This window comes from Methylocystis sp. SC2, from assembly GCF_000304315.1.
Classification (GTDB): domain Bacteria; phylum Pseudomonadota; class Alphaproteobacteria; order Rhizobiales; family Beijerinckiaceae; genus Methylocystis.
Genome location: NC_018485.1, coordinates 3,761,719 through 3,773,444 on the forward strand (window position 1 = coordinate 3,761,719; position 11,726 = coordinate 3,773,444).

General features: G+C 65.4%; 12 protein-coding genes. 6 read left to right on the forward strand and 6 right to left on the reverse strand.

Features of this window, described 5'->3' with window-relative positions:
* Nucleotides 1-21: 21 nt before the first annotated feature.
* The 4 genes from BN69_RS18210 to gyrB form a co-directional block, all read right to left on the reverse strand.
* Entirely contained in the window at nucleotides 22-267 is a 246-nt protein-coding gene (locus BN69_RS18210; RefSeq protein ID WP_014893128.1) for a hypothetical protein, read from the reverse strand.
* 98 nt (nucleotides 268-365) lie between these two features.
* Nucleotides 366-668 carry a (2Fe-2S) ferredoxin domain-containing protein gene (locus tag BN69_RS18215; protein WP_173370400.1) on the reverse strand — a complete coding sequence of 101 codons (303 nt, stop codon included), beginning with the start codon at nucleotides 666-668 and terminating at the stop codon, nucleotides 366-368.
* Between the two features lie 8 nt (nucleotides 669-676).
* The gene (locus BN69_RS18220; RefSeq protein WP_014893130.1) at nucleotides 677-1,933 is read right to left on the reverse strand and encodes a serine hydroxymethyltransferase; all 1,257 of its coding nucleotides are present in this window, start codon (nucleotides 1,931-1,933) and stop codon (nucleotides 677-679) included.
* A 177-nt stretch (nucleotides 1,934-2,110) separates the two neighbouring features.
* Nucleotides 2,111-4,558 (reverse strand): DNA topoisomerase (ATP-hydrolyzing) subunit B, encoded by a 2,448-nt coding sequence (gyrB, locus tag BN69_RS18225; protein WP_014893131.1) that lies wholly within the window; start codon nucleotides 4,556-4,558, stop codon nucleotides 2,111-2,113.
* Between the two features lie 257 nt (nucleotides 4,559-4,815).
* On the opposite strand from gyrB, the gene BN69_RS18230 reads away from it, so the two are divergent.
* A complete protein-coding gene (locus BN69_RS18230) occupies nucleotides 4,816-5,985 on the forward strand; it encodes a zinc-dependent alcohol dehydrogenase (protein ID WP_014893132.1) in 1,170 nt (389 codons plus the stop codon).
* 115 nt (nucleotides 5,986-6,100) lie between these two features.
* Here the strand turns inward: BN69_RS18230 and recF are convergent, their stop codons facing one another.
* Both recF and BN69_RS18240 read right to left on the reverse strand, forming a co-directional pair.
* Complete coding sequence (gene recF, locus BN69_RS18235; protein ID WP_014893133.1) at nucleotides 6,101-7,240, reverse strand: DNA replication/repair protein RecF; 1,140 nt, start codon at nucleotides 7,238-7,240, stop codon at nucleotides 6,101-6,103.
* Between the two features lie 43 nt (nucleotides 7,241-7,283).
* Nucleotides 7,284-7,823 carry a DUF3124 domain-containing protein gene (locus BN69_RS18240; RefSeq protein WP_148277170.1) on the reverse strand — a complete coding sequence of 180 codons (540 nt, stop codon included), beginning with the start codon at nucleotides 7,821-7,823 and terminating at the stop codon, nucleotides 7,284-7,286.
* A gap of 381 nt (nucleotides 7,824-8,204) precedes the next feature.
* Between BN69_RS18240 and coaBC the strand changes: the two genes are divergently transcribed.
* The 5 genes from coaBC to rpsT all read left to right on the forward strand — a co-directional run bounded on the left by coaBC (nucleotide 8,205) and on the right by rpsT (nucleotide 11,573).
* Nucleotides 8,205-9,467, forward strand: coding sequence for a bifunctional phosphopantothenoylcysteine decarboxylase/phosphopantothenate--cysteine ligase CoaBC (coaBC, locus tag BN69_RS18245; RefSeq protein WP_014893136.1), 1,263 nt, complete (start codon nucleotides 8,205-8,207; stop codon nucleotides 9,465-9,467).
* On the forward strand, nucleotides 9,464-9,925 hold the full coding sequence (gene dut, locus BN69_RS18250; RefSeq protein WP_014893137.1) for a dUTP diphosphatase: 462 nt from the start codon (nucleotides 9,464-9,466) through the stop codon (nucleotides 9,923-9,925). Before coaBC ends, dut begins: the two co-directional genes overlap by 4 nt.
* On the forward strand, nucleotides 9,925-10,368 hold the full coding sequence (locus tag BN69_RS18255) for an RrF2 family transcriptional regulator (RefSeq protein WP_014893138.1): 444 nt from the start codon (nucleotides 9,925-9,927) through the stop codon (nucleotides 10,366-10,368). Before dut ends, BN69_RS18255 begins: the two co-directional genes overlap by 1 nt.
* A 44-nt stretch (nucleotides 10,369-10,412) precedes the next feature.
* Nucleotides 10,413-11,186: an enoyl-CoA hydratase gene (locus tag BN69_RS18260; protein WP_041927563.1), complete on the forward strand. Its 774-nt coding sequence runs from the start codon at nucleotides 10,413-10,415 to the stop codon at nucleotides 11,184-11,186.
* A gap of 114 nt (nucleotides 11,187-11,300) precedes the next feature.
* Nucleotides 11,301-11,573 carry a 30S ribosomal protein S20 gene (gene rpsT, locus BN69_RS18265; RefSeq protein WP_014893140.1) on the forward strand — a complete coding sequence of 91 codons (273 nt, stop codon included), beginning with the start codon at nucleotides 11,301-11,303 and terminating at the stop codon, nucleotides 11,571-11,573.
* The last annotated feature ends 153 nt before the right edge of the window (nucleotides 11,574-11,726 follow it).

The window sequence follows — 11,726 nt, forward strand, 5'->3', positions numbered from 1 at the left end:
AAGGACGCGCCTGGCGCAGACTTACTGGAAGTGCTCTTCGCGCAGCTTCGTGCTCTGCGTCGGGCCGAACTCACGGCGGCAGGCGGGGCTCAACCGCGCGATATTCTGCTGCAGACAGGATTCGATCTCTTCGACGAAAGGAATGTCGGCGCTGCAGAATTTCAAGGCGTCGCCCATGCAGTCGGAGCGTTCCTGCGACGTGCCCTGAGCCCAGGCGGGAGTCGCGGCGAACGCCAGGAGAAGCAAAAACGGAATGAGTTTACGCATGTCGTTCCTTTCACACCGAAGCGTTCCGGTAATGCGCAAGACATAGCGTAGAATCGTTCCTTTCGAAAAGCAAAGGGCGCTGAACGAGACTTCTTTGGTTAATCGGAACGGCGTGACGGCGCGAGCACTTGCTCGGCGAGAGCGGCGCGGGTGAGACGCAAGAGTTCGTCGAGCGAGGGATTGGACAGGGCGTCGCCTGAGGGTTCGAACCGCACGACGGGTTCACGCGTGCAGAGCCGCAAACAATCGCGCGTCGCAAGGGCGAAACGGCCGGACGCCAGCTCCTGCGAAAAGGCCTGAGCAAAAGACGTCTCGACCGACGCGAGCAGCGTGCGGCCTTTCCCTTCGGCGTCGCAGCGCGGGCCGACGCAGACGAGAAGACGCACGGGATCGGCGTTCACGGGGGCGCTCAATAGATTGGGTGTCGCGCGCAAAGCGCGGCGACGTCCTTGCGGACAGCTTCGATCAACGCGTCGTCGCTCGGGCCTTTCAGCACGCGGTCGATCCATCCGGCGATCGTCTCGAATTCGGCGACGCCGAAGCCGCGCGTGGTTCCGGCGTTGCTCGACAGGCGCAGGCCCGACGGCGCCTCGGGCGGGCGCGGATCGAAGGGGATCATATTCTTGTTGACGGCGAGGCCAGCGCGCTCCAGCGCCTTTGCGGCGATGTCGCCGGTGACGCCGCGCGCGGCAAGATCGACGAGCATCAGCCCCATATCCGTTCCGCCGCTGACGATGCGCAGGCCGGCGTCTGCAAGCGCGCGCGCCAGCGCCCGCGCATTGTCGATCACCGCGCGGTTGTAGGTTGCAAATTCCGGCCGCAAGGCTTCGCCAAGGCATGCCGCCTTGCCGGCGACGCCAAGCAGCAGCACCGAGCCCTGCACGCCCGGAAATACGCCCCCGTTGATCGGCTTGCTTAAGCCATCGTCGTTCCACAGAACCATGCCGCCGCGCGCGCCGCGCAGGGATTTGTATGTCGTCGTCGTCACGACATGCGCGTGGGGGAGGGGATCGGGATAGAGGCCGGTCGCGACAAGGCCGGCGAAATGCGCCATGTCGACGAGGAGATAGGCGCCGACCTCGTCGGCGATCGCGCGCATCGACGCGAAATCGATGGCGCGCGGATAGGCGGAGCCGCCGGCGATGATCATGCGCGGCCTTTCGCGCCGCGCGAGATCGCGCATCTCGTCGAGATCGATGCGTTCGGACTCGCGGCTGACGCCATAGGTGATGATTTTATAGTCGCGCCCGGTCAGCGTCGCCGGATGGCCGTGGCTGATGTGTCCCCCGGCCGCGACATTCATGGAAAGGATCGTATCGCCGAGTTTCAATAGGCCGAGAAACACGCCGGCGTTGGCGTTGGAGCCCGAATGCGGCTGCACATTGGCGAAGCGGCAGTTGAAGAGCCTCTTCGCGCGCTCGATGGCGAGCGCCTCGATCGCGTCGGCGAACTCAGCGCCGCCATAGTAGCGCGCAAAGGGCAGGCCTTCGACGGTCTTATTGGTAAGGATCGAGCCCTGCGCCTCCAGCACGAGCCGCGAGACGATGTTTTCGGAGGCGATGAGTTCGACGCCGTCCTGCTGACGCCGCAACTCTCCGGCGATCGCCGCAGCGAGTTCGGGATCGGCGGAGAGGGCGGAGGCGAATTCGGAATGGGTCTGCGCCATCGCACGACGGTATCAGCGATCAATCGGCATTACGCAAGCAGTCCTCATGCTGAGGAGGCGCCTGAAAGGCGCCGTCTCGAAGCACGAGGGCTGCGCTGACACTCGTTGGCTTCTGGAGGCGGCCCTCGTCCTTCGAGACGCGCGCATTGCGCGCTCCTCAGGATGAGGGCCTTTGGCTCACACATCCAAATTGGCGACGTTCAGCGCATTGTCCTGAATGAACTCGCGCCTCGGCTCCACCACATCGCCCATCAGCTTGACGAAAATGTCGTCCGCCTCCACCGCTTCTTTCACCTTCACCTGCAGCAGCGAACGCGCGTCGCGATCGAGAGTCGTCTCCCAGAGCTGTTCGGCGTTCATCTCGCCGAGACCCTTGTAGCGCTGGATCGTCAGCCCCTTGCGGCCGATCGAGTTCATCGCGTCGTAAAGCGCCAGCGGGCCGGAGAGCGGCGCCTCGTCGCCGCGCCGGATCAGAGTCGCCGGCGCGGCGAAGATTTCGCGCAGGCTCTCGGCGCGCTCATGCAGCTTGCGCGCCTCGCTGGAATTCAAGAGCGACGCGTCGAGCGTCACGGCATGCGTCACGCCGCGCAGCGTGCGCTTGAAGACATATTCGAGACTTTGGCCGCCGTCGCGCACCTCGCCCGACCAGCCGCGTTCGGTCTCTTCCGAAATCGCGTCGAGGCGTCGCGCGATGTCATCTGCGTAGCGCTTCGCTTCCGCTTCATCCGTCAGCGGCGTCAGATCGCCGGCCATCGCCGCCTGTTCGACGACGGCGCGGTCATAGCGCGAATGCAGGCTCAGCATCACATTGCGGAACGCGCGCGTATCTTCGAGCGTTTGGCGCAGGTCGGCGCCGGCGCGGTCTTCCGAGCCGGTGCGCAGCACCGCGCCGTCAAGCAGACTTTCGATCAGATAATCTTCAAGCGCGCGTTCGTCTTTCAGATATTGCGTCGACTTGCCGCGCATCACCTTGTAGAGCGGCGCCTGGGCGATGAAGATATGGCCCCGCTCGATCAGCTCCGGCATCTGCCGATAGAAGAAGGTCAGAATCAGCGTGCGGATATGGGCGCCGTCGACGTCGGCGTCGGTCATGATGATGACCTTGTGATAGCGCAGCTTGTCGGCGTTGAACTCGTCGCGGCCGACGCCGGTGCCGAGCGCGGTGATCAGCGTGCCGATCTGTTCGGACGACAGCATCTTGTCGAAACGCGCGCGCTCGACATTGAGGATCTTGCCGCGCAGCGGCAGCACCGCCTGGAATTCCCGATTGCGGCCCTGCTTGGCCGTGCCGCCGGCGGAGTCGCCCTCGACAATGAACAGTTCGGCCTTGGCCGGATCGCGCTCCTGGCAATCGGCGAGCTTGCCCGGTAGATTGGCGACGTCGAGCGCGCCCTTGCGGCGCGTCAGCTCGCGCGCCTTGCGCGCCGCTTCGCGCGCCGCCGCCGCTTCGCAGACTTTGGAAACGACGGTCTTGGCTTCGGCCGGATGCTCCTCCAGCCACTGGCCGAGCAATTCGTTGACGATATTCTCGACGGCCGGGCGCACTTCCGAGGAGACGAGCTTGTCCTTCGTCTGCGACGAGAATTTCGGGTCCGGCACTTTCACCGACAGAACGCAGGTCAGTCCCTCGCGGCAGTCATCGCCGGTGAGATCGACTTTCTCGCGCTTGGCGATGCCGGAGGAGTCGGCGTAGCCGGTGATCTGGCGCGTCAGCCCGCCGCGGAATCCGGCAAGATGCGCGCCGCCGTCGCGCTGCGGAATGTTGTTGGTGAAGGCCAGCACATTTTCGTGATAGCTGTCGTTCCACCACAGCGCGACTTCGACGTTGATCTGGTCGCGCTGACCGTGAATGAGGATCGGCGCCGAAACCAGCGGCGTCTTCGCGCGGTCGAGATAGCGCACGAAAGCCTCGAGTCCGCCCTCGTAGTAGAGCTCTTCGCGCTTGACCTCGGCGTGTCGCGCGTCGGTCAAAACGATGCGCACGCCGGAATTCAAAAAGGCTAGTTCGCGAAGCCGATGCTCGATCGTCGCATAGTCGAACTCGGTCATCGTGAAGGTCGCGGGGGACGGCAGGAACGTCACTTCGGTGCCGCGCTTGGGCGCGCCGTCGACGACTGGCGCGTCGCCCACGACGACGAGCGGCGCGACCGCGTCGCCATTGGCGAACTCGATTGCGTGTTCTTTGCCGTCGCGCCAGACGCGCAGCTTCAACCACACGGAGAGGGCGTTGACCACGGAGACGCCGACGCCGTGCAGACCGCCGGAAACCTTGTAGGAGTTCTGGTCGAACTTTCCGCCGGCGTGCAGCTGCGTCATGATCACTTCGGCCGCCGAGACGCCTTCCTCGTGATGGATGTCGGTCGGAATGCCGCGGCCATTATCGAAGACCGTACAGGAGCCGTCTGCGTTGAGCGTCACGTCGACATGGGTGGCGTGTCCGGCGAGCGCCTCGTCGATCGCGTTGTCGACCACCTCATAGACCATGTGGTGGAGGCCGGTGCCATCGTCCGTGTCGCCGATATACATGCCGGGACGCTTACGCACGGCGTCGAGGCCCCGCAGCACCCTGATGGACCCTGCGCCATATTCCGCCGGATCGCCGTTCCGATTGTCGCTATCGCTCATATTTTTGGGGGGTTTCCGTGCTCGTGAGAGGCCATGATTCGAACACTCGACCTTACCTCAAATGGTTGCTTCAATGCACGGAAATAGTTGACGATTGGGCGCTTTTGCCAGGGACTCGCCGCCCCCGCCGGGCGCGTCGCTTATTCTTTAGGCCGGGCTGGAACGATTTGCTGCGGCCGCTAGTTCACAGGCGGGGCGACGCGCTCGCGTTTCTCGCTGGCTAAGTTCGCGGGCCGCAAAGAGAAAGTCACTTTCCCATGAAAGCGCTTACCTTCCACGGCAAAAGCGACATTCGCTGCGAGAGCGTTCCCGATCCCAAAATCGAAGACCCGCGCGACGCCATCATCAAAGTCACCGCCTGCGCCATTTGCGGCTCCGATTTGCACATTTTCGACGGCATCGTTCCTGAGATGCATACTGGAGACGTGCTCGGGCACGAAACGATGGGCGAGGTCGTCGAAGTCGGTTCGGAAACGAAGAAATTGAAGGTCGGCGACCGGGTCGTCGTGCCCTTCACCATTTCCTGCGGCGAATGTTTCTTCTGTCAGCGCGGCTATTTCTCCGCCTGCGAGCGCACCAACCGCGACCACGCCAAAGCTGAAAAGCTCTGGGGGCACTCTCCGGCGGGCCTCTTTGGCTATTCGCATCTCCTTGGCGGCTACGCCGGCGGCCAGGCGGAATATTTGCGCGTGCCGCACGCCGATGTCGGGCCGATCAAGGCGCCCTCTCAGCTTCGGGACGATCAAGTGCTGTTCTTGTCGGACATTTTTCCGACCGGCTATATGGCGGCCGAATTCTGCGACATCAAACCGGGCGACGTCATCGCGATCTGGGGATGCGGCCCGGTCGGACAATTTGCGATCCGCAGCGCGTTCCTGCTCGGCGCTGAGCGCGTCATCGCGATCGATTCGCTGCCCGAGCGGCTCAGCCTCGCCAAAGCAGCCGGCGCGGAGACGCTCGACTATGGAAAAGTTGACGTCTACGACGCGATCCAAAGCATGACGGAAGGAAGAGGCGCCGACGCCTGCATTGACGCCGTCGGCACCGAACCCGACCCGACCGCGAGCATCGACTCGATGATCGACCGGGCCAAGGTCGCGACATTTCTTGGGACGGACCAGCCGCATGTGCTGCGTCAGGCGATTCACTGCTGCCGCAATTTCGGAACGGTGTCGATCGTCGGCGTCTACGCCGGATTTCTCGACAAAGTGCCGCTGGGATCGGCGATGAATCGCGGCCTCACCTTCCGTATGGCGCAGACTCCCGTGCAGCGCTATCTGCCGCGTTTGCTTGAACGTATCGAGTCGGGGGAAATTGATCCATCCTTCGTCGTCACGCACCGCGGATCGCTCGACGACGGTCCCGAGCTCTACAAGACATTCCGCGACCGGAAGGACGGCTGTGTGAAAGTCGTGCTCACGCCTTGATACGCCGGCGCTCGTCCTCGGAGACGCTCGGAGGATCGCGGATCGCGGCCTTTCAGCGCCTCAAATGAAAACCTTTGTCGTAGTCTGCCGCGGCCTGGACTGGGTCAGCGCGCCATCAGACATGGGCGGCGCGTCCGGGCGTGACATGCAGAAGCTCAGCGGAGCCGCGCAACGGCGCAAATAAAGCGGGGTCGGCGCCGGTCATCCAGACCTGGCCGCCAAGCGCCTGAAGCTCCACGTATAGAGCCTCGCGGCGCTTCACGTCGAAATGCGCGGCGATCTCGTCGAGAAGAAGAATTGGCGCATGTCCGGTCATGGCGCCGATCAGCTTCGCATGCGCCAGGGTCAGCCCCATCAACAGCGCTTTCTGCTCGCCGGTCGAACAAGCTCGAGCCGCCTCGTTCTTGGGACCGTGACGCACGGCGAGATCGCTGCCCTGCGGACCGATTAAGGTGCGTCCAGCGGCGGCGTCGCGGCGCCGGGACGCAGCGAGCTCGCCGCGGTACCATTCCTCCACCGCGAGCGCCGGATCGAGCGCCAGCCGCCGCTCCAGCTCGCCCTCGATCATCACGTCCGCCCAAGGAAAGGGCGAGGCGTCGTCGCGTCCTGCGGCGATCAATGCGACGAGCCGCGAAACGGTCTCGCGCCGAGCGGCGGCCACGGCGACGCCGAGCGCGGCGATCTCCTGCTCCGCGGCGTCGAGCCAGCGCCGGTCGGCGACGCCTTCTTCGAGGAGCCGGTTGCGGTTGCGCAGCGCCCGCTCCAGCCTGTTGGCGCGCGCGCCGTGTTCGGCGTCGACGCCCAGCGCCAGCCGATCCAGAAAGCGCCGTCGTTCGCCCGCCGGGCCCGAGAACAGCCCATCCATGGCCGGCGTGAGCCAGAGCGCCCGGACATGATCGGCGAAGGCCCGCGCCGAAGACGCCGGCGCGCGATCGACACGAAAAAGGCGTTCGCCTGACGGCGTCAGACCATGGCCGAGCTGCGTCGCCACGCCGTCGGCCTCGACTTCGATCGAGACGGCGAAACCGCCGGCGCCGCCGCGTCTCGCGCATTCGGCGAGTTCCGCCCGGCGCAGGCCGCGGCCCGGCGAGAACAGCGACAGCGCTTCCAGCAGATTGGTCTTGCCGGCGCCATTCTCGCCAAAGAGCGCAATGATCGTCGCCTCGAAGCGGCAATCGAGCGCCGCATAGGAGCGAAAGTCGCTGAGCGTCAGGCGGCGCACGCGCGGCGCGCTCTTTGTCGCAAGGGTCGTCATGACGCCGTCGCGGCAAAGCGACGCGGCGCCTTCGCGCGCGCGATCATTGCGGCCGGGAAACGCGGCGGCCCGGCGAGAGGATGGCGTAGCTGTGGGGACCTGTGTAGGAGGTCATCACCGCTTCGATCAAGGGTTCGTCCGATCCTTGCGCCGTTGACCAGTCGACCGTGAAACTGGCGCCGGTGCCGCCGCGAACGTCGTCTTGCGCGATGGTGACCTGCAATGAGGCGTAAGGCTTCAGATAGAGGGGATCGTTCAGGTAGCTTTCGATCAGCTGGCCCGAGCCGTTGCGGTATTCGATCTTTTCGATCGCCAGGATATTCGTCGCCGAGGCGTTGTGGATCGAGAGCGCGCCGGAGAAGTTCAGCCGCGTCACGCCGCCTTGCCCGATGAGCGTCGAATGCAGCGGAATCAGCGTGCGCCCGCGAAGCGCGAGTTTCTCCGCCGGAGCGGAAGTCGTGGCGTCGGGGCTGACGATGACGGGCTGAGCCGACGGCGCCGGCGACCGAGCCGCGCTCTCCGTGACGAAGGCGCTCACGACGAGAGCGAGCGCAAGAATGCGCGGGGCAGCGCTAAGCGGCATTGCGCACACCTTTTCCTTTCGACTCGACATATGCGGCGCCGGCGCACACTAGCATCGCGCCGCGAAAGGTCTAATCGAATGTCATTCGCCGTGGAGGCCGCTTGGCGGCCGACGGTTGGCCTGCGCGACGCGGCGTCGCATCGCTGAAGCCAGACGCGATTCGGCGATCATGGCGGCCCGCGAAGGAGTTTCAACGGGAGAGAACCCATACGTGTCGGGGCGGGCTGACGGAAGGTCTCGCTCGCGATCCGTCGTGGAGCGACGATTGATCGCGCAAACGGCCTCCTGCGATCGGAAAAGCTTTCCCGAAAGGATGAGCGAAGTCGTTTGGCCTTACGCATAAAATCTGTATTCTCCGCCTGCGGCGATCGGAGTTTTTCAGTGGCGGGCGTGGGTTGTGCGCGGAGCCTCGAGGCTAAGCGCGTCTTGCTGATCGTGGGCGGGGGGATCGCCGCGTATAAATCGCTCGATCTCGTGCGGCGCCTGCGTGAGCGCGGCGCGCGGGTGCGCGTCGTCATGACGGCGGCGGCCAAGGAGTTCGTGACGCCTCTCGCCTTCGTCAGCCTGGCGAATGAAAAAGTCTATGACGATCTCTTCTCCACAACCGACGAGCAAGAGATGGGCCATATTCAGCTGTCACGCGACGCCGACCTTCTCGTCGTCGCTCCCGCGACGGCGCATCTCCTGGCGCGCGCGGCGCGCGGACTCTGCGACGATCTTGCGACTACCCTGCTGCTCGCGACCGACAAGCGCGTTCTTTATGCGCCGGCGATGAATGCGCGCATGTGGCTTCACCCCGCAACCCAGCGAAACGTCTCGACGCTGCACGGCGACGGCGCCTGGTTTGTCGGCCCAAACGTCGGCGACATGGCCTGCGGCGAATATGGGCCCGGGCGCATGAGCGAGCCGCTGGAGATCGTTCAAGCGATCGAGACGGCGCTGAAGCAGGATACTCGGCTGCCCGCGCCCGAAGGCCTGCTGACGCGCGGCGGCGCGCTCGAAGGGCTGCATGTCGTCGTGACCTCCGGGCCCACCCATGAGCCGATCGATCCGGTTCGCTACATCGCCAATCGTTCCTCAGGGCGGCAGGGGCACGCCATCGCCGCGGCGGCGGCGCGCGCAGGGGCGCGTGTGACGTTGATCTCAGGGCCGGTCGTCCTCTCGGATCCGCCGGGCTGCGAGACGATACATATAGAGAGCGCGCGAGACATGCTGACCGCCGCAGAGGCCGCGCTTCCGGCGGATATATTCGTCGCCGCAGCGGCCGTCGCCGATTGGCGCGCGGAGCCGGCGGTCGACAAGATCAAGAAGGGCGCGCGCGGCGCGCCGAGCCTGTCGCTCGTCGAAAATCCCGACATTCTTGCGCGCGTCTCACGCGGACCGAACCGTCCGCGCTTGGTCGTCGGCTTCGCCGCGGAAACGCGCGACCTTATCCGCCACGCGCAGGAAAAGCTCGCCCGAAAAGGATGCGATCTCATCGTCGCCAACGACGTCAGCGAGGGGACCGGCGTATTTGGCGGGGCCACGAATGAGGCGCATCTCGTCTCGCGAGGGGGCGTCGAAGACTGGCCGCGGCTTCGCAAGGAGGACCTCGCCGAGCGGCTCGTGGCGCGCCTCGCGCAGATGATCGGCGAAGCGTCATGAAAGTCGCGATCCGCCGACTGCCGAACGGCGACGGTCTGCCGTTCCCGGCCTACGCCAGCGAAGGCGCGGCGGGTCTTGATCTCCACGCCGCGCTGGCGCCCGGGCAAAAGCTGGTGCTGGAGCCTGGCGCCCGCGATCTCATCCCCACCGGGCTCTCGATCGCGCTGCCTCAAGGCTATGAGGGACAGGTCCGCCCGCGATCGGGCCTCGCCGCTGAGCACGGCGTCACCGTGCTCAACGCCCCGGGCACCATCGACAGCGACTATCGCGGCGAGATCAAGACGCTGCTGATCAATCTCGGGGGGCAGCCCTTCGAGATCGTTCGCGGCATGCGCGTCGCCCAGCTCGTGATCGCGCCGGTGGCGCATGTGACGCTTGTGGAGGTCGACGATCTCGACGCGACGACGCGCGGCGCCGGCGGCTTCGGGTCGACGGGACTGACCGGAGAGGGCGCGTGATGAAGCTCCTGCCGCGCACCGCTCGTTTCGCGCTCATGGCGACGCTCGACGTCGCGCTTCATGCGCGCGGTCGGCCGGTGTCGTCAAAGCAGCTCGCCGCCCGCCACGATCTTCCCCCGCGCCGATTGGAGACGGTCCTGCAGGCTTTGGTGAGAGCGGGGATTCTCAAAAGCGTAAGAGGGCCAGCGGGGGGCTATGCGCTGGCGCGCGAGAGGCGCCGCCTGTCGGTCGGCGAAATCGTTCGCGTCGCCTTGCGCGCTGAAGAGGAGGAGCCGGACGCGGCGCCGCCGCTGCTCTCGGCGGTGCTGGAGCCGATCATCGCTGAAGCCGAAGAGAGCGCGCTCCGGCGGCTGGACGACGTGACGCTCGACGATCTGCACGCCCGCGCGCTCACGCTCGGTTTTGGAGAAAGGCCGGACGCGAGCGGCGCTTTTGAGATATGAAGCGCGCGACCCGGCGAAGTCGCCGGATGGGCGAGGAGGCGCGCATGACTTATGACACGATTGCAGTCGAAACGCAGGGCCGAGTCGGACTGATCCGTCTCAACCGGCCCGAGGCGCTCAACGCGCTGAACGCGCGGCTCATCGCCGAGCTCGACGACGCGCTCGCGAAATTTGAATTCGACGACGGCGTCGGCTGCGTCGTCCTCACCGGCTCCGAGAAGGCCTTCGCCGCTGGCGCGGACATCAAGGAGATGCGCGACAAGGGCTTCGTCGACGCCTTTCTCGACGATTTCATCGGCCGGTGGGACGTCGTGGCGCGGGCCCGCAAGCCCATCATCGCCGCCGTCTCCGGCTTCGCGCTGGGCGGCGGCTGCGAAATCGCGATGATGTGCGACTTCATTCTCGCGGCGGACACGGCGGTCTTCGGCCAGCCGGAAATCAAGCTCGGCGTGATTCCCGGCGCCGGGGGCACGCAGCGGTTGACCCGCGCCGTCGGCAAGGCCAAGGCGATGGATCTTATACTGACGGGGCGGATGATGGGCGCCGAGGAGGCCGAGCGCGCCGGCCTCGTCGCGCGGATTGTCCCGGCCGCCGATCTGCTCGCCGAGGCGACCAAGACGGCGGCGACGATCGCGTCCATGTCGCTTCCTGCGGTTCTCATGGCCAAGGAGGCGGTCAATCGCGCTTTTGAATCGACGCTCGCCGAGGGAATCCGACATGAGCGAGGGCTTTTCTATTCGCTTTTCGCCACGGGCGATCAAAAGGAAGGCATGAACGCCTTCGTGGAAAAGCGGAAGCCGGCCTTCGCCAATCGATAGGGCGGCCATTGACGAAGGGCGGCCGTCGCGCTTATAAACCACGCCACCTGGCCGCGATTTCGCGGCCGTTTGGTTTTTGGGCGGCGTCGCCGTCACGTCAAGGACACGCAAAGCATGGCCAATACGAGTTCGGCCAAGAAAGCCGTTCGCAAGATCGCCCGCCGCACGTCGGTCAATCGGGCGCGTCGCAGCCGCATGCGCACTTTCGTGCGCAAAGTCGAGGAGGCGATCGCCTCGGGCGACGCTTCGGTGGCGGCGGACGCGCTGCAAAATGCCGTGCCGATCGTGATGCGCGCCGCGCAGCGCGGCGTCATTCACAAGAATACGGCCTCGCGAAAGGTTTCGCGACTGACCGCGCGCGTGAAGGCGCTGGCCGCACAGGCGTAATGAATTGGCCGCGCATAACGTGGACGCAGCGTTCTTGGAGCCCGGCGAGAGCCGGGCTTTTTTATTGCGCCGGACGGCGACGGCAATTCGTCGCATGAAGCGCAGATGACACGGCCGGGAATTTTTTTTCGCCGCAATAATTCGTGATCATTC

Coding starts and splice junctions, on each gene's coding strand:
- BN69_RS18210 (WP_014893128.1), bottom strand. CDS start 267: ATGCGTAAACTCATTCCGTTTTTGCTTCTCCTGGCGTTCGCCGCGACT.
- BN69_RS18220 (WP_014893130.1), bottom strand. CDS start 1,933: ATGGCGCAGACCCATTCCGAATTCGCCTCCGCCCTCTCCGCCGATCCC.
- gyrB (WP_014893131.1), bottom strand. CDS start 4,558: ATGAGCGATAGCGACAATCGGAACGGCGATCCGGCGGAATATGGCGCA.
- BN69_RS18230 (WP_014893132.1), top strand. CDS start 4,816: ATGAAAGCGCTTACCTTCCACGGCAAAAGCGACATTCGCTGCGAGAGC.
- recF (WP_014893133.1), bottom strand. CDS start 7,240: ATGACGACCCTTGCGACAAAGAGCGCGCCGCGCGTGCGCCGCCTGACG.
- BN69_RS18240 (WP_148277170.1), bottom strand. CDS start 7,823: ATGCCGCTTAGCGCTGCCCCGCGCATTCTTGCGCTCGCTCTCGTCGTG.
- dut (WP_014893137.1), top strand. CDS start 9,464: ATGAAAGTCGCGATCCGCCGACTGCCGAACGGCGACGGTCTGCCGTTC.
- BN69_RS18255 (WP_014893138.1), top strand. CDS start 9,925: ATGAAGCTCCTGCCGCGCACCGCTCGTTTCGCGCTCATGGCGACGCTC.
- BN69_RS18260 (WP_041927563.1), top strand. CDS start 10,413: ATGACTTATGACACGATTGCAGTCGAAACGCAGGGCCGAGTCGGACTG.
- rpsT (WP_014893140.1), top strand. CDS start 11,301: ATGGCCAATACGAGTTCGGCCAAGAAAGCCGTTCGCAAGATCGCCCGC.